Annotated in this window: 19 protein-coding genes and 1 pseudogene; 13 read left to right on the forward strand and 7 right to left on the reverse strand. The window is 73.1% G+C overall.

Going from position 1 to position 22,465, the window contains the following annotated elements:
- The first annotated feature begins 156 nt into the window (after positions 1-156).
- Together OG310_RS20995 and OG310_RS21000 are read left to right on the forward strand one after the other, a co-directional pair.
- Positions 157-564 carry a rodlin gene (locus OG310_RS20995; protein WP_329457413.1) on the forward strand — a complete coding sequence of 136 codons (408 nt, stop codon included), beginning with the start codon at positions 157-159 and terminating at the stop codon, positions 562-564.
- 80 nt (positions 565-644) lie between these two features.
- Positions 645-1,442: an exodeoxyribonuclease III gene (locus tag OG310_RS21000; RefSeq protein ID WP_329457414.1), complete on the forward strand. Its 798-nt coding sequence runs from the start codon at positions 645-647 to the stop codon at positions 1,440-1,442.
- A 55-nt stretch (positions 1,443-1,497) separates the two neighbouring features.
- On the opposite strand, the gene OG310_RS21005 is transcribed toward OG310_RS21000, so the two are convergent.
- Complete coding sequence (locus tag OG310_RS21005) at positions 1,498-2,151, reverse strand: MerR family transcriptional regulator (protein WP_329460292.1); 654 nt, start codon at positions 2,149-2,151, stop codon at positions 1,498-1,500.
- 180 nt (positions 2,152-2,331) lie between these two features.
- Here OG310_RS21005 and OG310_RS21010 point away from each other — a divergent pair, with 180 nt between their 5' ends.
- The 4 genes from OG310_RS21010 (at position 2,332) to OG310_RS21025 (ending at position 6,075) form a co-directional block, all read left to right on the forward strand.
- Positions 2,332-3,885, forward strand: coding sequence for a flavin-containing monooxygenase (locus OG310_RS21010; protein WP_329457415.1), 1,554 nt, complete (start codon positions 2,332-2,334; stop codon positions 3,883-3,885).
- On the forward strand, positions 3,882-4,784 hold the full coding sequence (locus tag OG310_RS21015; RefSeq protein WP_329457416.1) for an alpha/beta fold hydrolase: 903 nt from the start codon (positions 3,882-3,884) through the stop codon (positions 4,782-4,784). The genes OG310_RS21010 and OG310_RS21015 overlap by 4 nt, the downstream gene beginning before the upstream one ends.
- Entirely contained in the window at positions 4,781-5,683 is a 903-nt protein-coding gene (locus tag OG310_RS21020; RefSeq protein ID WP_329457417.1) for an SDR family oxidoreductase, read from the forward strand. The genes OG310_RS21015 and OG310_RS21020 overlap by 4 nt, the downstream gene beginning before the upstream one ends.
- A gap of 86 nt (positions 5,684-5,769) precedes the next feature.
- Positions 5,770-6,075 carry a hypothetical protein gene (locus OG310_RS21025; protein ID WP_329457418.1) on the forward strand — a complete coding sequence of 102 codons (306 nt, stop codon included), beginning with the start codon at positions 5,770-5,772 and terminating at the stop codon, positions 6,073-6,075.
- Positions 6,076-6,271: 196 nt separating this feature from the next.
- Here OG310_RS21025 and OG310_RS21030 read toward each other — a convergent pair whose 3' ends face one another.
- The 3 genes and pseudogenes from OG310_RS21030 to OG310_RS21040 form a co-directional block, all read right to left on the reverse strand.
- Complete coding sequence (locus OG310_RS21030) at positions 6,272-9,883, reverse strand: S41 family peptidase (RefSeq protein WP_329457419.1); 3,612 nt, start codon at positions 9,881-9,883, stop codon at positions 6,272-6,274.
- 173 nt (positions 9,884-10,056) lie between these two features.
- Positions 10,057-10,464, reverse strand: a complete 408-nt coding sequence (locus OG310_RS21035) for an SsgA family sporulation/cell division regulator (protein ID WP_329457420.1) — start codon at positions 10,462-10,464, stop codon at positions 10,057-10,059.
- A 265-nt stretch (positions 10,465-10,729) separates the two neighbouring features.
- Positions 10,730-11,235: pseudogene (locus tag OG310_RS21040) on the reverse strand (FAD-dependent oxidoreductase); the annotation flags it as partial.
- 327 nt (positions 11,236-11,562) lie between these two features.
- On the opposite strand from OG310_RS21040, the gene OG310_RS21045 reads away from it, so the two are divergent.
- Positions 11,563-12,339 carry an IclR family transcriptional regulator gene (locus OG310_RS21045; RefSeq protein WP_329460293.1) on the forward strand — a complete coding sequence of 259 codons (777 nt, stop codon included), beginning with the start codon at positions 11,563-11,565 and terminating at the stop codon, positions 12,337-12,339.
- Here OG310_RS21045 and OG310_RS21050 read toward each other — a convergent pair.
- From OG310_RS21050 to OG310_RS21060, 3 genes are read right to left on the reverse strand one after another with little or no spacing between them, the layout of a single operon-like run.
- Positions 12,290-13,297 (reverse strand): PDR/VanB family oxidoreductase, encoded by a 1,008-nt coding sequence (locus OG310_RS21050; protein ID WP_329457421.1) that lies wholly within the window; start codon positions 13,295-13,297, stop codon positions 12,290-12,292. The two genes, OG310_RS21045 and OG310_RS21050, sit on opposite strands and share 50 nt — an antisense overlap.
- Positions 13,294-13,605 (reverse strand): hypothetical protein, encoded by a 312-nt coding sequence (locus OG310_RS21055; RefSeq protein ID WP_329457422.1) that lies wholly within the window; start codon positions 13,603-13,605, stop codon positions 13,294-13,296. Before OG310_RS21055 ends, OG310_RS21050 begins: the two co-directional genes overlap by 4 nt.
- A complete protein-coding gene (locus OG310_RS21060) occupies positions 13,602-14,690 on the reverse strand; it encodes an aromatic ring-hydroxylating dioxygenase subunit alpha (RefSeq protein ID WP_329457423.1) in 1,089 nt (362 codons plus the stop codon). Before OG310_RS21060 ends, OG310_RS21055 begins: the two co-directional genes overlap by 4 nt.
- Before the next feature lie 397 nt (positions 14,691-15,087).
- On the opposite strand from OG310_RS21060, the gene OG310_RS21065 reads away from it, so the two are divergent.
- From OG310_RS21065 to OG310_RS21090, 6 genes are all read left to right on the forward strand, one after another.
- On the forward strand, positions 15,088-16,245 hold the full coding sequence (locus tag OG310_RS21065) for a serine hydrolase domain-containing protein (protein ID WP_329460294.1): 1,158 nt from the start codon (positions 15,088-15,090) through the stop codon (positions 16,243-16,245).
- Positions 16,246-16,629: 384 nt separating this feature from the next.
- The gene (locus tag OG310_RS21070; RefSeq protein ID WP_329457424.1) at positions 16,630-17,400 is read left to right on the forward strand and encodes an SDR family NAD(P)-dependent oxidoreductase; all 771 of its coding nucleotides are present in this window, start codon (positions 16,630-16,632) and stop codon (positions 17,398-17,400) included.
- Between the two features lie 738 nt (positions 17,401-18,138).
- Positions 18,139-18,978, forward strand: coding sequence for an ABC transporter ATP-binding protein (locus OG310_RS21075; protein ID WP_329457425.1), 840 nt, complete (start codon positions 18,139-18,141; stop codon positions 18,976-18,978).
- Positions 18,950-19,783 (forward strand): ABC transporter permease, encoded by an 834-nt coding sequence (locus OG310_RS21080; protein WP_329457426.1) that lies wholly within the window; start codon positions 18,950-18,952, stop codon positions 19,781-19,783. The genes OG310_RS21075 and OG310_RS21080 overlap by 29 nt, the downstream gene beginning before the upstream one ends.
- A gap of 11 nt (positions 19,784-19,794) precedes the next feature.
- The gene (locus tag OG310_RS21085) at positions 19,795-20,826 is read left to right on the forward strand and encodes an ABC transporter substrate-binding protein (protein ID WP_329457427.1); all 1,032 of its coding nucleotides are present in this window, start codon (positions 19,795-19,797) and stop codon (positions 20,824-20,826) included.
- Positions 20,827-21,004: 178 nt separating this feature from the next.
- Positions 21,005-22,462, forward strand: a complete 1,458-nt coding sequence (locus OG310_RS21090; RefSeq protein WP_329457428.1) for a UbiD family decarboxylase — start codon at positions 21,005-21,007, stop codon at positions 22,460-22,462.
- Positions 22,463-22,465 lie beyond the last annotated feature (3 nt).

Consider the following 22,465-nt stretch of genomic DNA (forward strand, 5'->3'; position numbering starts at 1 on the left):
GCGGGCCCGCTCTCCGCGGTGGCCCGGCCGGCCTTGCCTAAGCGCGGTGACCACCGCGGTGGGCCATCCGGGGGACTGCTTCACACCAGCCCCCGACGGCCGATTTGCATGAACGGACTTCACAGGTGGAGTCCGACTTTCCCGAAAGGCATTCACATGAAGAAGCTGTGGGCAACCGCCGTCGTCGCTGTCTCGATCGCCGGCGGCGTGGCCGCCGCGGCCGCGCCGGCCATGGCCGTGGGCGACGACTCGGGCACGGTGTCGGCCAGCGGCAACGGTGCGCAGCAGGCCTTCGGCAACTCCGCGACCATGGGCGACATGAGCCCCCAGCTGAGCCTGGTCCAGGGCACGCTGAACAAGCCCTGCATCGGCCTGCCGGCCAAGGTCAACGCCGGTTCGCTCATCGGTGCGATCCCGATCGCTGTCCAGGACGTCAACGTCCTGTCCAACCCGCAGAACCAGCAGTGCACCGAGAACTCCACCCAGGCCAAGGGCGACGAGCCGCTGTCGCACATCCTGGACCAGATCCCGGTCCTGTCGGGCAACGGTGTGGGCAACCACTGACACTCCCGCGTACCGAGGGCCCGGCCCCGCGCACACCGCGCGGAGCCGGGCCCTCGGCGCGTGGTGTGTAGTGTGCACGGGTGCTCACCGTGACCACCGTGAATGTGAACGGGCTGCGCGCCGCCGCGAAGAAGGGCTTCGTCCCGTGGCTGGCGCGGACCTCCGCCGACGTGCTGTGCCTGCAGGAGGTACGGGCCGAGCCCGGCCAGTTGCCGGACGGCGTGCGGGCGCCGGCGGGCTGGCACGCCGTGCACGCCCCGGCACTCGCGAAGGGCAGGGCGGGCGTCTCGCTCTATGCGCGGCGGGAGCCGGACGCGGTGCGGATCGGCTTCGGCAGCGCCGAGTTCGACACGTCCGGCCGGTACGCGGAGATCGACCTGCCGGGTGTGACGGTCGCGAGCCTCTATCTGCCGTCCGGCGAGGTGGACACCCCGCGTCAGGACGAGAAGTACCGCTTCATGAAGGAGTTCCTGGCGTATCTGGGGGAGTTGCGCGAGCGGGCGGCCGGGGACGGCCGTGAGGTGCTGGTGTGCGGCGACTGGAACATCGCCCACCGGGAGGCCGACCTGAAGAACTGGCGCGGCAACCGCAAGAACTCCGGCTTCCTGCCCGAGGAGCGCGCCTGGCTCTCGCGCGTCTACGAGGAGACCGGCTACGTCGACGTGGTGCGGGCCCTGCACCCGGACCAGGATGGCCCCTACTCCTGGTGGTCGTACCGGGGCCGCGCGTTCGACAACGACGCGGGCTGGCGCATCGACCACCACGCGGCGACCGGTGCTCTCGCGGCCCGCGCGGTCAAGGCGGTCGTGGAGCGCGCCGCGAGCCACGAGGAACGCTGGTCGGACCACGCGCCGGTGACCGTCACGTACGGCCCCTAGCCGGACGCGGGGCCCTCGCGGGGGCCGCGGGCGTGCCCCTCGCGCGCGGCCGGGCTCAGGTCCCGGGCCCGTCGGCCGGCTCCCCCGGTCCGCGCGCCGCGGCGAGGTGGTGGTCGAGGGCGAGGGACAGTTCGGCCTCCACCACACTCCTGGCCAGCGGGCGCAGCTCGGCCGGGTCGGTGTCCGGGGTGTGGGCGCGCAGCAGGCCGGTGAACAGGGCGGCGAGGGCGTCCGCGTGGGAGCGGACCTCGCGGCCCGCCGCGAGCACCGCGGAGAGCGGGACCCCGGAGCGTACGAGGGTCGAGGAGACCTCCAGCAGGCGGCGGCTCATGTGGACGAGATGGTCGCCGTCGGTGGCGAGGTAGCCCAGTTCCAGCGCCTCGGCCAGGTTCTCGGAGGTCACCTCGGCCTCGAAGTAGTCGGCCATCTCCTCGGGGGAGAGGCTGACCGGTGTCTCCTCGGTCGGCGCGTTCATGCCGAGCACGTCGTGGATGCCGCGGCCGTTCTCCAGCGCGGTCGCGAGGTCGGCGATGCCGTTGAGGTTGTGGCCGCGCTCCAGCAGTCCCGCGATGGTCCGCAGCCGGGCCAGGTGGTGTTCGTCGTACCAGGCGATCCGGCCCTCGCGGCGGGGCGGCGGGAGCAGGCCGCGCTCGCGGTAGTAGCGCACGGTGCGTACGGGGACGCCGGCCGCGTCGGCCAGTTCCTCCATGCGGTACTCGCGGATCTCGTCGCTCGGGGGGTCTCGGTGATCGTCCGGCATCCCGCCAGCTTATGGCCGGTAGCGCGCGTACTGCCGGTAACTCCGTGGCGCACGCCCCCTACCCATCGGTACGCACGTGCCCTACGCTCCCATCGTGCCAGTGATTGCTGGCATGGTTGGGAGGCGAGTATGGGACAGCACAAGCATGTGCGCGTGGCGGTGATCGGGTCCGGGTTCGCCGGGATCGGCGCCGCCGTACGACTGCGCCGCGAAGGTGTCACCGACTTCGTGGTGCTGGAACGCGCCGACTCCGTGGGCGGGGCCTGGCGCGACAACGACTACCCGGGGTGCGCCTGCGACGTGCCGTCGCACCTCTATTCGTTCTCCTTCGCACCCAACCCCGACTGGCCTCGCGCCTTTTCCGGCCAGCCCTACATCAGGGCGTACCTTCAGGACGTCGTCGACACCTTCGGCCTGCGCCCGCACCTGCGCCTCGGCCACGAGGTCACCGAGGCGCGGTGGGACGCGGAAGAACTGCGCTGGATCGTCCGGACCGCGCCGGGCACCACGTTCACCGCGGACGTCGTCGTCTCCGCCGGCGGACCGCTCTCGGACCCGAGGACCCCGGACATCCCCGGGCTCTCGACCTTCCCCGGCCGCGTCTTCCACACCGCCCGCTGGGACCACGACTACGACCTGCGCGGCAAGCGCGTCGCCGTCATCGGAACGGGCGCCTCCGCCATCCAGGTCGTCCCGGCCATCCAGCCCGACGTCGCCCGGCTCACCCTCTTCCAGCGCACGCCCCCCTGGGTGATGCCGCGCCGCGACCGGGACATCACCGGCTTCGAACGCGCCCTGCACCGGGCCGTGCCCGCCACGGCCAGGCTGCGCCGCCGGAGCCTGTGGGGCATGAGGGAGCTCCAGGTCCAGGCGTTCACCAAGCACCCCGGCGAACTCGGCCTCGTCGAGGCGGTGGCCAGGCGCCACCTGGCGAAGGCGGTCGCGGACCCGGAACTGCGGGCCCGGCTGACCCCCTCGTACCGCATCGGCTGCAAGCGGATCCTGCTGTCCAACGCGTACTACCCGGCGCTGACCCGCCCCAACGTCGACGTCGTCCCGGCGGGGCTGGCCGAGGTGCGCGGCCGCGAACTCGTCGGCGCGGACGGCTCCACCGCCGAGGTCGACGCGATCGTCTTCGCGACCGGCTTCCGCGTCACCGACATGCCCATCGCGCGGCGCGTCGTCGGCGCGGGCGGGCGCACCCTCTCCGAGGCCTGGGGCGAGGCCGAGGGCGGCATGCGGTCGCTGCGCGGTGCCACCGTCGACGGTTTCCCCAACTGGATGTCGCTCATCGGGCCCAACACGGGCCTCGGCAACTCCTCGATGATCCTGATGATCGAGGCCCAGCTGAACTACCTCGCGGACTACCTGCGCAAGCTCGGCTCCCTGGACCGCGGGGGCCGGGGCCGCCGTGCCGCGCTCGACGCCCGGCCGGGCGCCGTCCACGCGTGGAACGAGGGGGTGCAGCGGCGGATGGCCCGCACGGTGTGGAACACCGGCGGCTGCACCAGCTGGTACATGGACGCCGCGGGCCGCAACACCACCATCTGGCCCGGCACGACCGCCGAGTTCCACCGGGAGACGCTGCGCGTCGACCCCGCCGAGTACGACATCGTCCGGCAGCCGGACACCCGCCTGGCAGCGACCGCCGCCGGCTCCGCCGCGAAGGAGGCCCTGCGGTGAACTCCCCGCACCCACCAGTCCCGACCCGCACTTTCGACGCCGTCTCGGCCGACGGATCCCGCGTCCACGTCGAGGTCCACGGCGCCGACGGCGCGCCCGCGGTCGTCCTCTCGCACGGCTGGACCTGCAACATCGCCTTCTGGTCCGAGCAGATAGCGGACCTCCGCGGTGACCACCGCGTCATCGCCTACGACCAGCGCGGCCACGGCGCCAGCCCGGCCGCCGCGCCCGACGGGTACTCCACCGAGGCGCTCGCCGACGACCTGGAGGCCGTGCTCGACGCGGCCCTCGAACCCGGCGAACAGGCCGTACTGGCCGGGCACTCCATGGGCGGCATGACCATGATGGCCGCCTCGGCCCGGCCCGCCTTCCGCGAGCACGCCGGCGCCGTACTGCTGTGCAGTACGGGCGCGTCGGGGCTGGTCCCCGAATCCCGGGTGGTACCGATGCGGGCCGGCCGGCTGCGCACCGGCATCACCCGCCGCATCCTCGGCGCACGCGCCCCGCTCGGGCCGGTCACACCGCTGTCCCTGCGCGCGCTGCGCTACGGCACGATGGGCCCGGCCACCCCTAAGGACCGGGTGCGGCGATGCGTCGAGATCGTGCACGCCTGCCCGCGCGGTGCCCGCGTCGCCTGGTCGGCGGTCCTCGACACGCTCGACCTGGAGCTGGGGGTACGGGAGTTGACCGTGCCCACGGCGGTAGTGGCCGGCGACGCCGACCGGCTCACCCCGCCCGTCCACGCCCGCCGGCTGGCCGCCTGGCTGCCGGACTGCGTGGGCCTGACCACCCTGCCCGGGATAGGGCACATGAGCCCCGTCGAGGCGCCCGAGGCCGTGACCGCGGCGATACGGGAACTCGCCGCCGCCCACCTCAAGAACACGGAGCCGGCCGCATGAGCGATGCGCGGAACACGAGGAAGCGGCCGGTCCTCGAAGGGAAGGTCGCGGTCGTCACCGGCGCGGCACGCGGTGTGGGCGAACTGCTCGCCCGCAAGCTCTCGGCGCGCGGCGCCACCGTCGCCCTGGTCGGTCTGGAGGAGGACCAGCTCAAAGCGGTCGGCGAACGGTTGCACGGCGAAAGCGGCCACTGGTACGCGGACGTCACCGACCACACGGCGCTGGGCCGGGTCGCGGGCGGGATACGGGAACGCTTCGGCCGGGTCGACATCGTCGTCGCCAACGCCGGCGTCGCGAACGGCGGTCCGTTCGCCGACTCCGACCCCGACATCTGGCGGCGGGTCATCGAGGTCAACCTGATCGGCGGCGCCAACACCGCGCGCGCCTTCCTGCCCGCGCTGCGCGAGAGCCGCGGCTACTTCCTGCAGATCGCCTCCCTTGCGGCGATGACCCCGGCGCCGATGATGACCGCGTACTGCGCGTCGAAGTCGGGCGTCGAGGCCTTCGCGCACGGGCTGCGCTGCGAGGTCGGGCACCGGGGCGTGGGGGTGGGCGTCGGCTACCTGTCGTGGACCGACACCGACATGGTGCGCGGCGCCGACCAGGACGACGTGATGCGCGAGCTCAGGCAGCGGCTGCCCTGGCCGTCCAATCGCACCTACCCGCTCGGGCCCGCCGTGGACCGGATCGTCGCGGGGATCGAGCACCGTTCGCCGCACGTGTACGGACAGTGGTGGCTGCGCGGGATGCAGGGCGTGCGCGCGTACCTCCCCGGGGTGGTGGCGACGGTCGGCAAGCGGGAGATGCGGCGCTTCGAACCCCGGCTGACCGGCATCGGCAAGGGACTTGTCGGGGCCGGCGGACAGGCCGACGAGGCGGGCCGCACACAGCGTCACTGATCGAAATGCGGAGCGTGTCCTGCCGTGCAACTCTGGTCGGGCCCCCGGTCGGGGGCTCCCCGCCTCCCCCGAGGAGTGACGAAACCATGGGCCTCAAGGAGCAGTTCCAGGACAAGGCCGACCGCATGAAGGACGAGGCGCGCAAGCGCGGGGGCGAAGAGGAAGTGGAGCCGACGGGCGGCCCGTCCGACGCCCGCGGCCCCGAGGGCCGTGAGCACGGCGAGGGGAGCGTCCGGCGGGGCGCGGCCCCACGGCCCTCGAAGGCCCCGCCACGCGCTCAGGCGGGGGAGGCCGGGGAGCGGATGCGGGACGAGAGCGACCGCGAGGCCGACCGCGCCGAGGGAGGCACCGAGGCGGGGCGGGAGCGCCCCGGCAGCCGCTTCCCGGCGTGAGGGTGGGCGCCACCGGGTGACCTGACGTGGAGGGCCGCAGCCGGACTGACCGGCTGCGGCCCTCCGGCGCGCGGGGGGCGTCAACGGCACCGCGCGCGGTGCCGTGGCGGGGGGACCCGGCACCGGTTCAGGCCTTCGACGGCGGCCGGCGGTCACGGCCACGATGACGACTCCTTACGACTCTTTACGGCCCCGATTACGGCTCCGGTCGCGGTTCCGGTTCCGGGACCCCGCGCGGCGGCAGTGGCGGGCGGCGCCGGTCCGGCACCGCCTGGTAGCCGGGCGGCTCCGCCGCGGGCCGGGCGGCCAGCAGGTCGAGCGCCACCCAGACCGCGTCGTCCAGTTGCGCGTGCCGGCCCTCCGCCCAGTCCAGCGGGGTGCGCAGCGCCTCGATGTCCGGCTCCACCCCGTGGTTCTCCACCGACCAGCCGTACGCGTCGAACCAGGCCGCGTTCATGGGGACCGTGATCACCGTGCCGTCGCCGAGCCGGTGCCGGCCCGTCATGCCGACCACACCGCCCCAGGTGCGCTGCCCGACCACCGGGCCGAGGCCCAGCAGCCGGAAGGCGGCGGTGATCATGTCGCCGTCGGACGAGGTCGCCTCGTCGGCGATCGCGACGACCGGGCCGCGCGGCGCGTTCGACGCGTACGAGACCGGTTCCGCGTCGCGGGTCAGGTCCCAGCCGATGATGCGGCGGCTCAGCTTCTCCACCACCAGTTCGCTGATGTTGCCGCCGGCGTTGCCGCGTACGTCCACGATCAGCGCGGGGCGGGACACCTCCAGCCGCAGGTCGCGGTTGAACTGCGCCCAGCCCGAGCCCTGCGTGTCGGGGATGTGCAGATAGCCGCAGCGGCCGTCGCTGAGCGCCCGGACCACTTCGCGGCGCTTGGTGACCCAGTCCTGGTAGCGCAACGGGCGCTCGTCGACGAGCGGGACGACGGCGACGCGGCGCGCGGGGGCGCCGGGCCGGGAGAGCGGGCGGGGGCCAGGCTCCGGGGCCTGTCCGCCACGATCGCGGCCACCGTCGCCGTCGCTGTCCCCTGACCCCGTCGCGGGCCCGCCGTCGCCGCCTGGGCCCCCGGCGCTGTCCACCGTGCGGAACGTCAGCTCCACCGTCGTCCCTCCGGCGGCCGACAGCAGCGGCGCCGGGCCCGCGACGGGGTCCACCGGGCGGCCGTCCACATGCGTGAGCACGGCGCCCTCGCGGACCCCCGTACCCGCGAGCGGTGAACGGGCCCTGGAGTCCGACGAGTCGCCGGGCAGGATCCGCTGCACCGTCCAGTCGCCGTCCCGGGGCACCAGGTTGGCGCCGAGCAGTCCCATCGGCCGCTGGTAGTGCGGTGGGCCCTCGTCACGCCGTGCGGCCGACACGTACGCGTGCGACGTGCCCAGCTCACCCAGCACCTCGCGCAGCAGGTCCGCGAACTCGTCGGGCGAGGCGACCCGTTCGACCAGCGGCCGGTACTGGTCGAGCACCGCGTCCCAGTCGATGCCGCTCATCCGCGGGTCCCAGAAGTACGCGCGGATGACGCGGCCCGCCTCCTCGAACGCTCCCCGCCACTCGGCCCGCGGGTCCGCCTCGTGCAGGATGCGGCGCAGGTCGAGGTGGACCGAGCCGTCCCCGTCCGCGTCCCCGGTGGCCGCCACGACGCGCAGGTCGCCGTCGTCCACGACGACCAGCCGGGAGCCGTCGCCGCTGGGCGCGAACCAGTCGAGGTGGTCGACCAGTTCGCTCCTGCGGGCCTTCGCGAGGTCGAAGTGTTCGAGCGTGGGGCGTCCCGACATGTCGTCGGGGTTCGCGAAGGTCTCACCGAGCGCGCCGGAGATCGGCCAGCGCAGCCAGACCAGGCCGCCACCGCTGACGGGGAAGAGGGACGAGTACTTGGACGCGGACACCGGGAACGGCGTGACCCGGCTCGCCAGCCCCTCCACCTCCACGGTGACCGCGCCGCCCTCGGCATCGTCGGCGCCGAGCGGATCGAGGCCCCCGGCCGCGGGCCGCCCCTCGGGGGAGAGCGCGAACGGGGAGGGCGTCGCCGACGACAGCGGCACCAGGTACGGGCGGCAGCCCAGCGGGAAGGAGAGGTCGCCCGTGTGGACGTCGTAGACCGGGTCGAAGCCGCGCCAGGAGAGGAACGCGAGATAGCGGCCGTCACTGGTGAAGACGGGGTTCTCGTCCTCGAAGCGGCCGTCGGTGATGTCCACGACGGTGGGGGCCTCGCCGGGCCCCGCCGCGCCGGGGCCGCCGATGCGGGCCATCCTGATCTGGCGCAGGGACCGGCCGACGCCGGGATGGGACCAGGTGATCCAGTTGCCGTCGGGGGAGAAGGCGACGTCGGTGACCGGCCCGTTGCGGGAACGGACGATCTCGGTCAGGCGGACAGGCGCCCGGGCCGGGTCGTCCGGGGCGTCGCCTGCCGTGCCGGTTTCGGCCGGATCAGTGCCGGTGCCCGGATCGGCGGACACCTCGGCGGTGCCGTCGCCGTCGTCGCCGGTGACGCTCTCGGTGCCTTCGTCAGCGCCTTCGTCAGCGCCTTCGCCGGCGCCGGGGTCGGTGACGTCGAGGAGGAGCAGGCGACCGTCGTGCGTGGCGATCGCGACCCGTTCGCCGTCCGGGTCGGGTTCCATCTCGTGCACCCGCCCGAGCCGCCCGGCCGCCAGCCTGCGCGGACTGCGGTCACCGCTCGCGCGCGGCAGGTACGCGATCTCGACGGCGTCGTCCCCCTCCGCGTCCGTGACGTACGCGACCTGGCCGCCGGAGCCGAGCATCGAGGGCAGCCGCACCCGGACCCCGGGGGTGTCGACGATGGTGCGGGCCGGCCCGTCGCGGTGGGTGAGCCAGTAGAGGCTGCCGCGTACGGACACGGCGCTCGCCCGGCCCGTCGTGTCGACGGAGATCGCGCCGAGGTGGGCCGCCGCGGGGATCTGGTACGGACGGCGGCCGGCGCGCGGGCCGCCGAGGCGCACGTCCAGCCTGCGGGGCACGGAGTGGGGGGTCAGCGCGTCCACCAGCCAGATCTCGCCCGCGCACTGGTAGACGACGCGGCGGCCGTCCGTGGACGCGTGCCGGGCGTAGAAGGCGTCGTGGTCGGTGTGGCGGAGCAGGCCGGTGCCGTCGGGGCGGCACGAGTAGAGGTTGCCGATGCCCTCGTGGTCGGAGAGGAAGGCGACCCGCTCGCCGACGATCATCGGGCAGGCGAGATGCCCGTCGAGATCCGCGAGCAGTCGCTCGCCGTGCAGCCACAGGCGGCCGGTGGCACCGCCGCGGTAGCGCTTCCAGGTGGCGGGTTCGTGCGGTGGCGTGCCGGTCAGCAGCAGGGTCCTGCGCTCGCCGCCGATGTCGCCGACGGCGAGGTCGGACACCGGCCCCCAGGGGAGCTTGCCGCCCGGGGACCCGTCGGTGGGAACGTCGTACGCCCAGGAGTAGTAGGAGAACGGCTGCCCGTGCGACGACACGGCCAGGATCTGCCCGCTGCCGCCGGGCTCCTTCGGATCGGGGGCACTCCAGCCGCAGACGCGGGTGTCCGTCGAGCCCCAGTAGGTCAGGCGCCGGGCCGGACCACCGTCGACGGGGGCGAGGTGGATCTCCGGGTCGAGGCTGCGCCAGTTCGTATAGGCGATGTGCCGGCCGTCGGGTGAGAACCGGGGGTGGCCCACTCTCGTCCGGTCGACGCTCGCGCGCCAGGCCCGGCCGGGCCGCTCACCGGCCGCTGCGACCGGGGCGACCCAGATGTCGTCCTCGGCTGCGAAGCAGACCAAGTCCTCGTGCAGGTGGGGGAAGCGGAGATACGCGACGTCGTCACTCACCTTCCCATGCTTTCCGCGGCGGGGTGCACGGGCAACTCATCCCGTGGATTTCGGGCGGGCGCACCGGGCGCACGGACCCCGCGCGGGGCCGGCGCGACGCCGGCGGGCGCGACCCGGGCGGCCGGGCTGTGGACACGTCCAGCACCTGCGCCGGGTCCCGCCCATCCGTGCGCTCAGACGATGAGGCTGCCGATGTGCTGCTCGACGTCGAGGTGGTCGGCCTCCTTGCCGGCCGGCACGACGGAGTACGTGCTCCGCAGGAAGCGGCGCAACGAGGCGTTGTCGAACTGCACCAGCGCGACGCCCTCCGGCGCCCGGAACTCGAACACGGTCTGCGCCCGCCCGCACGGCCATACGTGCACGTCACCGTCGCCCGCCGGTTCCCGAAGGCCCGTTTCGACCAGGTCGCGGGCGAACGTCCAGACGACGTCACTGTCGTCGAGCGAGACCTCGGCGGGGAAGACCATCCGCAGCGCGAGGGGGTCGGAGCCGTCGTAGCGCAGCATGACGGAGACGATTCGGGGGTGAGGGGCGTCGCTTATCAGGCGCGCTTTGGCGGACTGCTCGACCACAGGTGACATCGACGACTCCTCTGAACGGATGCCGGGACGTGATGCCCCGGACCGACAAAATCACCCCTTAATGGTACAAATATATGAAAATCTTGCACTGCGACCTCGTGAGGCCCCCTGAACGGGCCGGAACGAGGCTCCGGAACGAGGTCCGGAACGGGGCTTGGCGAAGGGCCTTTCTGCCGTGTCTTTCGTCCGCCCCCGGGACGGGTGGTCGACGCGGGTCGTCTTCGGTGAGCGTGCGTGCGTGACCGGCGCCCGGGCCGCGTGCCGCTCACTCGCCTCCCTCGAACATGCCGACGAGACTCCGGGGCGCGTCCTCGCCGAAGAGGAGCTCGTGGAGGTCGAGGCCATCGGCGGCAGCCGCGGCGCTGCGGGGGAACAGGTCCTGCTCGTAGCCGGCGAGCGCGGTCTCGACGCCGTCCGGGTGTGCGGCGATGGCCGTGCCGAGTTCGGCGCCGTCGTACATGGCCAGGTTGGCGCCCTCGCCGTCCGGTACCGCGAGGTGGGCGGCGTCGCCGAGCAGGGTCACAGGGAGGTCTCGACGTACGACCTGCCTGTGTGCCCGGGTGCCGCGTCGGAGAGCAGCGGCCGGACCCGTGACCAGGCGCCGCCCGCGCCGACCAGCAGGGTCGTGGCGAGGGTGGCGCCGTCGGCGAAGGCCACCTCGTGGCGGCCCTCGCCCAGGGATCGGACGCCGCTGACCTTGTGCCCCCACCGGACGGCGCCGGCCGGGAGTGGCGCCAGGGCGGGACGTGCCGCCCCACCGTTGACCCCCGGCACCCGTGGCCGGACGATGGCCCGATGGGCGTGGACGGACGGAGTACGGGGGACGACGCCGGGCGGTGCGACGAGGGCGGTCCGGTCGACGCGGGCAGGAGGCGCGGCGAAGGCGGCGGTCGCGGTGACGGCAACGGTCCCGGTCCGGTCGACGCGGGCAGGCGCGGCGAAGGCGGCGGTCGCGGTGACGGCAACGGTCTCGGCGAGGGCGGCCTTCGGATCGACTACGCCGGGCGGCGCGACGAAGGAGGGGCCGGGGCGGGGCGCAGGTGCGAGGGCCGGGACGGGCGGGGGCACGGGGCCTCCGTCACCGGGCGGGCCTTGCGCGTGCTGGAGGCGTTCACACCCGCCGCGCCGGTCCACACCCTCAGCGGCATCGCCCGCCACACCGGCCTCCCGCTCACCACAACGCACCGCCTGGTGGGAGAACTCGCCCAGTGGGGCGCCCTGGAGCGCGACGCCCACGGCGCGTACCGCATCGGCCTGCGGCTGTGGGAGATCGCCTCGCTCGCGCCGCGCGGCCTCGGACTGCGGGAACTGGCCCTCCCGCAGCTCTCCGACCTCGTCCATGTCACCGGGGAGAACGCTCAGCTGGCGGTACGGGAAGACCTCTCGGTGGTGTTCGTCGAACGCCTCGCGGGTCGTGGCGCCGTGCCCGTACTGACGCGTGTCGCGGGGCGGTTCGCGCTCATGCCGACCGGTGTGGGCCGTGTCCTGCTCGCGTACGCGCCGCCCGACGTCCAGGAGCGGGTGCTCGCGGGCCCGCCCGCGCGGTGCACGCCGGAGACCGTGTGCGAGCCCGCCGTGCTGCGGCAGTTGCTCGCCGAGGTGCGCCGTACCGGGGTGGCGATCTGCGAACGGCAGGTGACCCTCGACAGCGTGTCCGTCGCCGCTCCGGTGCACGGACCGGGCGGCGACGTCGTCGCGGCCGTCTCCGTCGTGGCGCGCGCCGGTGGCGTCCAGCCGCACACGCTCGTGCCGCTCGTGCAGATCGCGGCCCGGGGCATCTCCCGGTCGCTGGGCGCGGATCCGGTGCCCCGCCCGGCCGCCGGTGTCACAGGTCGAGCACCAGCCGACCGGAGCGGCACCGCGACACACAGATGAACATCACGTCGTTCGCGGCCCGTTCGCCGGCCGTGAGCAGCGAGTCCCGGTGGTCGGGTTCGCCCGCGAGCACGTCCGTCTCGCAGGTCCCGCAGGTGCCCTCGCGGCAGGAGGACAGTACCTGGATCCCGGCTTCCTCCACGGCCTGGAGGATGGATGAGTCCGGTCGGACCGTCACCGTCCTGCCCGAGGCGGCGAGTTCCACCTCGAACGTACCGGGCGCCGTGCCGGACGCCGGTCCGCCCGGTGCGGCCTCGGCGGCCCCGCCGGCTGTACCGGCGGCGGCCTCCGGCCTCGGCGCGAACCGCTCGGTGTGGAGCGCTCCGCGCGGCCACGCCGAGCACCGCTCCTCGGCCGCGGTGAGCAGGGACTCGGGACCGCAGCAGTACACGGCGGTGTCCGCGCGGGGGACGCCGAGCAGCCCGTCCAGGTCGAGGGGCCCCGCCTCGTCCCGGGGGTACAGCGCGACCCGCTCCGGGTGGCGGGCGGCCAGCCGTTCCGCGAACGCCATGGAGGCGCGGCTCCGGCCGCCGTACGCGAGCCGCCAGTCGGCGCCCCGCGCCGCCACCGCCGCGATCATGGACAGCAGCGGTGTGATGCCGATCCCGCCCGCCACGAAGAGGTAGCGGGACGCGTCCACGAGGGCGAAGTGGTTGCGCGGGCCCCGCACCCGCACCACGGAGCCCTCGGTCAGTTTGTCGTGCGCGTGCTGGGAGCCGCCCCGGCCGGCCGCCTCCCGCAGGACCGCAACCCGCAGCACCGACCGGTCATCCGGGTCGCCGCACAGCGAGTACTGACGCTCAAGGCCCGGCGCGAGCAGCAGGTCGAGGTGCGCGCCCGGCGCCCAGGCAGGCAGCTCGGCGCCGTCGGGGTGCGCGAGAGTGAACCGTACGACACCGTCGGCGACAGCCTCCCGGCGTGCGACGACGAGGGGGAACTCCGCTTCAGGCGCGCTCACGTGGCGTGTCCGGGGGTGGTGCCGGCCGGACGCGCCGGGGTCGCGGGGTGAGCGGGGCCGACCGGGTACGGGGGCCTCGTCGGAAGGTCCGGGACGGACGGGTCCGGAGTGGACGGGTCCGGAGTGGACGTGACCCGGGTGGACGGGTCCGGTGCGGACGGGTGCTCCGGGTGGGCCAGGAGCCAGTCCCAGAGGTCGACCGGGTCCTCGAAGTCCCGCGCCGCGCCGCAGAAGCAGACGCCGTGCAGCCGGTCGGTGCCGGGCACCCAGTGGACGCGGAAGACGCTCCCGCCGACGCGGGCGGTCATGTCGCAGCCCCCGCTCCCGCCCCCGAGCCCGCCGCGCGCAGCCGGTCCAGGATCCTGCGGGCCGCGAGACCGCCCGTGTCGATGTTGATGCTCAACTCCTGGTACCCGCCGCCCTCCGCCTCCACCGCCTTCTCCAGGACGTCGAGCGCGACGACGTCCTGCAGGACGACGGTCCGGTTGCTGTCGTGCAGGAAGTCCGTCACGCGCCGGTCGCCCGGCGCGAAGTCCCGTGCCACCGCCCAGAAGTCGTGGGTACTGTGCTCGGTCTCGGGCGTGATGGCGTACACGACCTCGACGTGGAAGGCGTCCGGGTCCGCGCCGTCGGCGGCCGGCGGCGGGGTGCCGGCCGGCGCGATCCGGCTGTGCAGCAGATAGAGGCAGGGCGCGTGGTACTCGATGTCCTGCCACCGCGTGATGCGCCCCTGGATGCCGGTGGACTCGGCGTAGAACGGCGGGCAGGCCGCGTCGTCCATGTGGCGGCCGACGCGCACGACGCCCCGCTCCTCGTCGACCTCGGTGGTGATCGGCGTCTCGGCGACCTCCGGCGTACCGATGTACCCGCCGTGCAGATAGGTCTCGTGGGACAGGTCGAGCAGGTTGTCGACGAGCAGTCCGTACCGCGCGGCGAGCGGCTCCATGCCGGAGACCGTCGTGTACGCGGGATCGGCGAGCCAGGGCGCGCGGGGGATCAGCGCCTCGTCGGCGGCGTCGCGCTCCCCGATCCACACCCAGACGAACGCGTCGCGTTCGGCGACCGGGTACGTGGTCAGCCGCGCGGTCCTCGGCACCCTGCGCTGCCCCGGTACGGCCACGCAGACACCGTCGGCGCCGTAGGTGAAGCCGTGGTAACCGCAGACGAGCTGATCGCCGGCCAGGTGACTCGGCTTCTGGGAGAGCGGGAAACGGCGGTGCACGCAGCGGTCCGACATCGCGGTGACCGCGCCGTCCTGCGTCCGCCACAGGAGGACCGGCTCGCCGCAGACCGTGCGGGAGAAGGGCTCGCGGCCCACCTCCCGACCGTATGCCGCGACGTACCACTGGTTTCGGATGAAGGAACTTTGCTGGTCGTGGACGAGGGAACCCATCGTTCCTGCCTCTCTCCGCTCCCCGCCACGACGATGTGGCGGGGGCCGCCTGGGCCGCCGGCGCCCAGTGGGGGACGGCCCGGGGCCGGGTCGAGCACAGCGTGCACGCGGACGGGTCCGCCGCACAGTGCGACTTCCGTTCAGCGGAAACAACCGGCGGCGGCGGTCCGGCGGACCGGGCGCCCGGTGGGGCCCTGCGGTCCGGGCGCGGTGGGGCCCTGCGGTCCGGCGGCAGGACCCCGGCACTTCTTTGGCAGTGCGTCGGCAGTGCACGGGAGGGCGGGGGCGGACCCTGGTCCTGACGCCTCCAGAAACGTTGCACCATAGAGAGGCGGCACCACTCCGGTGCCGTGCGGTATGCGGTACGCCGAGCGGATTGACGAGCGGGAGTGCGGGCGTGGACGTCCAGGGCACGGTGACGGCCGGTTTCGAGCCGGTCAGGGACGCCTTCGTACGGAATTTCGAGCGGCTCGGTGAACGCGGCGCGGCTGTCGCCGTGTACCGCGACGGCCGCAAGGTCGTGGATCTGTGGGCGGGCGCGCGCGACGCGACCGGCCGGGAGCCGTGGGCCCTGGACACCGCGCAGGTCGTACGGTCCGCGACGAAGGGCGTCGCGGCGGCCGTACCGCTCCTGCTGCACCAGCGCGGCCGGATCGACCTGGACGCACCGGTCGGCACGTACTGGCCGGAGTTCAAGGCCGCGGGCAAGGAACGGGTCCTCGTACGGCACCTGCTCTCGCACCGCGCGGGCGTGCCCGTGCTCGACGACCCGCTGACGCCGGCCCAGGCCCTCGACGGCGAGTCGGGGCCCCGGGCGCTGGCCGCGCAGCGGCCCGTCTGGGAGCCGGGCACGGACCACGGCTACCACGCGCACACCTACGGCTGGTTGCTCGGCGAACTCGTGCGGCGGGTCACCGGGCGGTCCATCGGCCGGGTCGTGGCGGAGGAGATCGCGCGTCCCCTCGGACTGGACTTCTGGATCGGCCTGCCGGAGGAAGAGGCCCGCAGGGTCGGCAGGATCACCGAGATCGCGGAGCCGCCCGCGGCGGGCGGCGAACTGCGGCTGCGGCCCAAGCGATCGGTGTCCCAGGCCTACGAGGACCCGGAGTCGCTGACGCGGCGGGCGTTCGGCGTGATCCGCCCGGCGGTGGACGAGAACGCCCGCGAGTTCCACACGGCGGAGATGCCCGCCTCGGGCGGCATCTCCACGGCACGGGCCCTGGCCCGCGTGTACGCGGCGATGATCGGCCCGGTCGACGGATACCGGCTGTTCGCCCCGGCGACGCTGACGCTCGCGCGGACCGAGGAGTCGGCGGGGCCCGACCGGGTGCTCGTCGTGGCGACACGGTTCGGGCTCGGCTACATGCTGCACGGCCCGGCGGCGCCGATGCTGGCGAAGGGATCGTTCGGGCATCCGGGGCGGGGCGGGTCCCTGGGGTTCGCGGACCCCGAGTCGGGGGTCGCGTTCGGGTACGTGACGAACGGGATGCGCAAGGGCGTCACGGCGGACCCCCGGGCGCAGGCGCTGGTGCGGGCGGTGCGGGCGGCGCTGTGAGGCCGCTGGGTCACGTGGGTCACGTGGGTCCGGTTGGTCGTGTGGGTCTCGTGGGTCGGGTGGGACACATGCGACCGGTGGTACCGGCGGGATCGATCGGTCTTGGTCTGCGGTGAGGTGAGGGGCCGGTAGGCCGGTGGGGCCAGCAGGGCCGGTGGAGCCGTTGGGGCCGGTGGGGCAAGCAGGACCGGTGGCCCCGGGAAGGCCGGTGAGCCTCTTGACGCCCCTGAGTCCTGGGGGCCGGTGCCTCGTGAGGGGCGGCGGCCGGTGCGGCCGGTGCGCTGCCTGAGGCTGCTCGGGACCGGGCGCCGGGGGCCGAGGGTCTGTCTGCCGAGGTCGGCGGGCGCTCTGGTGCGGGTGGTGCGCTGGTGATCTGATCGTGCGATGAAGCGATTCGACGGCTATGGCGTACTGATCACGGGAGCGGGACGCGGCATCGGGGCGGCGACCGCACAGCGGCTGGCGGAGGAGGGCGCGCGGGTCCTCATCACGGATATCGACGAGGAGCGCGCGGCCGCGACGGCAGGGCGTATCGAGGGCGCGGAGGCGTTCCGCTGCGACGTCGGAGACCGGGCAGAGGTGGAGGCGGCGGTCGCGTACGCCGTGCAGCGGTTCGGGCGGCTCGACGTCCTGGTCAACAACGCGTTCTCGTGCGGCGCGGACGAGCCGCTGTTCGAGGACGAACCGGACGAGAAATGGGCCCGTGACCTGGACCTCACGCTCACGAGCGCCTTCCGGTGCGCGCGGGCGGCACTGCCGCACCTGGTGGCCTCGGGGCGCGGCGCCATCGTCTCCATCGGCTCCGTCAACGGTGAGCGGGATTTCGGCAACCACGCGTACAGCGCGGCGAAGGCGGGCCTCGCGGGCCTGACGAGGACCCTGTCCGGGCACGCCGCGCCCCGGGGGGTGCGGGTCAACCTGGTCGAACCCGGCACGGTGCACACCGAGGGCTGGGCGGGCCGGGAGGACGTCCTCGAACGCGCCGCGAAGCTCTACCCGATGGGACGGGTGGGGCGCCCCGAGGACATCGCGGCTGCCGTGGCGTTCCTCGCGTCGCGGGACGCGGCGTGGATCACGGGGGTCGCGCTGCCGGTGGACGGCGGCATCCTGACGGCACAGATGGGCTTCCGCAGGGCCGTGGCGGGGCTGGACTGACCGGCGCTCCCCACGGGCGAAGAGGCCGGGTACCGCGTGGGGGCTCGGGCCTCGGGCCTCGGCGTTCGGGGCCCGGCGTTCGGACCCCGGGGTCCGTCGCCCCGACGAGGTGCGCCTCCGGGCGAGGCATGGGGCCGGTTGGTCGGTTGGTCGGTGGCCGGCCGGTCGGAAGTCGGCCGGCCGACCCGGAGCGGTCAGTGCGGTCGGACGGTCCGGTTGGAGGAGCGGGCGTGGCCCCGCGACGTGCTCCCTCGGCCATCATGGCGGTAAGTGTCGACACTTGATGACCGGAAGCGTCGGTCGGCGGCGGTGACTGCGCTCGCCGGCCGGCGCGCGGCCCGGGGCGTCCGGGGATTCCCCCGCCGCCTGAGGAGCCCTGGTAGAAGGGTCGTACCGATGCCGGATCGGGGCGGCATCCCGTCACTCATGCGGCATTTTGTCCGTGTTCGGAGCGACGGAACCAGCCATGGGTGACGCGCTTTTCGCGAGAGCCCGACGGCGCGCCCCGCGTGCACGGAGCGTCAACTTGCTGCTTACGAAGCAACTTGGACGGGTGTCCGCAACGCTATGGACATCGATGGAGGGCGCTGCTTCAATCTTAGTGTCGACACTTTGCGACGAGCCGTGACGGTGCGGCATCGGCGGGCCCGTGGTGCGGGCCGTTCCGCTGACCGCCCGCCAGGTTCCGCTCGTGGAGTGCCCGGCGGTGTGACCGGCTCTCCCTCGGAGGAGGTATCCGTGAACCATCCATCCCAGAAACTGGTCGTCGACGACGTGAGTCTCGGGCACTGGTCGTCGCGTACCGAAGCGTTCTCGCCGGCCTGCGACAGACTCTCGTTCGAGATCGCGGAGAACGAGTTCGTGGCCATCGTCGGCCCGAGCGGCTGCGGCAAGACCACGTTCCTCACCGCCCTCGCGGGCCTGGTTCCGGTGACGTCGGGACGCCTCGAACTCAACGGCACGCAGATCCAGGGGCCGTCGCCGGACCGCTCGCTCGTCTTCCAGCAGGCCTCGCTGTTCCCGTGGCGGACGGTCACGACGAACATCGAGTTCGGCCTGAAGGCGCAGCGGCGGCTCGACGCGAAGGGCAGGGCCAGGGTCGCCGAACTGGTGGACCTCGTGGGGCTCACGGGCAGGGAGCGCGCGTATCCGCGCGAGCTGTCCGGCGGTATGAGCCAGCGGGTCAACCTGGCGCGCGCGCTCGCCACCGACCCCGACCTCCTCCTGCTGGACGAGCCGTTCTCCGCGCTCGACGCGCAGACGAGGGAGGTCATGCAGGAGGAACTCACCCGCATCTGGCAGGCCGACGGCGCGGGCAAGGGCAAGACGGCCGTGTTCGTCACGCACGACGTGCCGGAGGCGGTGTTCCTCGCGGACCGCGTGGTCGTCTTCTCCAGCGGTCCCGCGCACCTGGTCGAGGTCGTCGACGTCGGCCTGCCGCGCCCGCGCGACGCGGCCATGAAGCGCTCTCCCGAGTTCCAGGAGATCAGCGACTACATCCTCCGGCTCGTCATGAGCCAGACCCAGCCGGGACGAAGGGCGAGCGACCATGGCAGCAACGCAACTGTCGTCGGATAGGGTCCGTCCCCCGGTCGGCATGGTGCGGTCCGGGCGCCGGCGCGCGTCGAGCCGCCATCTCAACCTGTTCCTGGGCGTGGTGGGCCTGGTCGTGGTGCTGGCGGCCTGGCAGTTCTGTGCCTCCACGGGCCTGGTCGACTCCAACTTCAGCAGCTCGCCCGCCGGGGCGTTCGTGGCGCTGGTCGACTCGATCTCGTCGGGGACGATCTGGGCGCCGCTCGGCTCGACGCTGTCGATCGTCGCACTGGGCATGGCGATCTCGGTCGTCGTCGGGATACCCCTGGGCCTGCTGATCGGGCGCAACAAGTACCTGTACGGGCTGACGGACCCGGTGATCAGCATCATGTACTCGGTCCCGTACGTGGTCTTCCTGCCGATGCTGATCTTCTGGTTCGGCATAGGGATGAACGCGCGCCTGGTCATCGTGGTGTGGAGCGCGATGTTCCCCCTGCTGATCAACGTGATCGCCGGCACGCGCAACCTGGACCCGGCGTACGGGCAGGTGTCGAGCGTCTACTGCGCGACCCGGACGTACACGCTGTGGGCGGTCGAGTTCCCCGCGACGCTGCCGTACATCCTGGCCGGTGTCCGGCAGGCGGTGGGCCGCGCGCTGATCGGGGCCATCGTCGCCGAGTTGTTCATGGGCTCCTCGGGCCTCGGCTACCAGGTGCAGTTGCAGACGTCGAACTTCGAGATGGACGACGCCATGGCGTCGATCGCCGTGATCGCCGTGGTGGCCATCGCCCTCACGCGCGGCGTCGGCTACCTGGAGCGCCGGTTCACGTTCTGGTCCGCGACGGACTGAGAGGGGGTCCCATGTCACCGTCCCTGCGCCGCTCGCGCATCGTCGGAAGGTTCTCCGTGCCGCTGATCGCGGTCCTCGCGCTGACCGCGTCGGGCTGCGCGGTCTCGGGCAGCGCGTCCGTCCAGCCGTCCAGCATGAAGATGACGATCGGTTACACCGCCATCGGCGCCGCCTACTCGGACCTGTACATCTGCGAGGACAAGGGGATCTTCAAGAAGAACGGGCTCGATGTGAAGATCACCCTGCTCAACAGCTCCTCGCAGTTGGTGGCCGCGCTCGTCAGCAACAGTGTGCAGATCGGTGTCGGCGCCACCACGGCGACGGCGGCCGGCGCGATGAACCTGAAGGGCGTCGACCTGCGGTACATCGCCCTGCCGATCAACCGCTACTACATGGAGATGTGGGGCAAGAAGTCCCTGGAACCGGGCGACGGCCTCAAGAGGCACAAGATCGGCCTGAGTTCACCGGGCTCGCTCGGCGACGCGGCCGTCGACGCGCTCATCAAGAAGAACGGCTGGTCCCCGAAGGACATCCAGAAGATCTACCTGAAGTCCAGTCCGGCCGAAGTGTCCGCGCTGGAGAACGGGGCGGTCGACGCGATCGTGACCCAGCCTCCGACGGGCACCAAGACCCGGGAGAAGGGCTTCAAGAAGATCATGGACTTCACGGACCTGCCGACGGCGGCCAACGCGTACACGGTGAAGACCGACTACCTCTCGGCGAACGGCAAGGCCGTCGCGGCCTTCACCAAGTCCGAGGCGGAATGCCTGGCTCTGCTGCACAACGACCGGGAGGCGGCGGTGCAGAGCATCATGAAGCACAGCGGCGTCGACAACAAAGCCCTGGCCGAGTACTCGTACGACTTCTTCGACCGGCTGTGGGCGAAGGACCCGAGGGTCGATCCCCGCCTCGTCCATGACTCGTTCGCCGTGACCGTCGCCAAGGGCGTAGGCACGATGCCGAAGAACACCGACGTGTTCGTCGACAACTCCTACGTCGACAAGCTGAACGCGTCCGGCTTCATCGACTCCCTGTACCGGTGACCCGGTGACCCGGTGACCCGGTGGCTCCCCGGCCCGGGGCCCGCGGTGGGGATCGCCCCGGTGGGCCGTCCGGAGCCCCGCGCTGGGCCCGGCGGGCCACCCGGGCAGCGGCTCGACCCGCCGCGCGGGCAGTGGCTTGACCTGTGATGTACCGGTGACGAGACGAAGGGTGGGTGGCATGGCGTCACTTGACGACATCGATGACCTGCGGAGCTGGCTGGCGCTCGCCGAGAAGCTCGGCGAGGTCAGAACGATCACCGGGGCACACTGGGACAAGGAGATCGGCGCGGCGTCCGAGGCGAACTACAAGCAGCCCTCCCCGCCGGCGCTCCTCTTCGACGACATCGTCGGTCACCGGACCGGGCAGCGGGTACTGACCGCTTCCATGAGCAACGCGCGCCGTCTCGGCATGACACTGAGGCTCGGCACGGACCTGGACGACCGGGCCCTGGTCGAGGCGTTGCGCAGCAAGCCGGGCGAGTGGGCGGCCAACGCCTCCCGCTACCCCGTCCACGAGGTGGCGACGGGCCCCGTCAAGGAGAACGTCGCGGCGGCCGGCGAGGTGAACCTGCTGGACTTTCCCGTCCCGCGGTGGCACGAGGGGGACGGCGGGCGCTACATCGGCACCGGATGCGCCGTGTTCACCACCGACCCGGAGACCGGCGTGCTCAACGCGGGCGCCTACCGCATGCAGGTGCAGAACGACGGCCGGGCCGCCAGTGTCAACATCGAGGCGGGCAAGCACGGTGCCGCCCATGTGCGGGAGTGGTTCGCCCGCGAGGGCAGGGCACCCGTCACGGCCTCGTTCGGCCACGACCCGCTGCTGCTCGTCGTCGCCGGCACGGAGGTCCCCACCGGGGTCTCCGAGCTGGAGTACGCGGGCGCCGTCCTCGGCAGGCCCGTGGACGTGATCAGGGGTGAGGTCACCGGGCTGCCGATCCCGGCCACGGCGGAGATCGCCGTGGAGGGCTGGCTGTACCCCGACCGGCGCGAGCAGGAAGGCCCGTTCGGTGAGTGGACGGGCTACTACAGCGGCGGCGCGGAGCCCGTACTGACCCTGGACATCGAGCGGATCTACCACCGCGACGACCCCGTTCTGCTGGGCGCTCCTCCGGGAAAGCCGCCGCACGACTACTCGTACATGCGCAGTGTCATGAAGTCCGCCATGATCCAGGACGCGCTGATCCAGGCGGGGCTGCCGGGCGTCGAGGGCGTGTGGGCACACGAGGCGGGCGGCGGACGGCAGTTGCTCGCCGTCGCGGTCGAGCAGCGGTACGCGGGCCATGCCCGGCAGGCCGGCTATCTGACGTCCCAGCTGCCGGCCGCCGCGTACATGAACAAGTTCGTGGTCGTCGTGGACGCGGACGTCAACCCGCGCAGCCTCAGCGACGTGGTGTGGGCGATGTGCACCCGCACGGACCCGGCGGAGGACATCGAGACGATGCGCCAGACCTGGGGCAGCCGGGTCGACCCGCTGCGGGAGCGGGGCGTGCCGCCCTTCAACACACGTGCCGTGATCGACGCGTGCCGGCCCTGGGCCCGGCTCGGCTCCTTCCCCGAGGTGGCCGAGGCCAGTGAGGCGCTGCTGGAGCGGGTCATGAAGCGCTGGCCGGATGTACTGGGCGGCTCGCGGTGAGTG

This window comes from Streptomyces sp. NBC_01497, assembly GCF_036250695.1.
Lineage (GTDB): Bacteria > Actinomycetota > Actinomycetes > Streptomycetales > Streptomycetaceae > Streptomyces.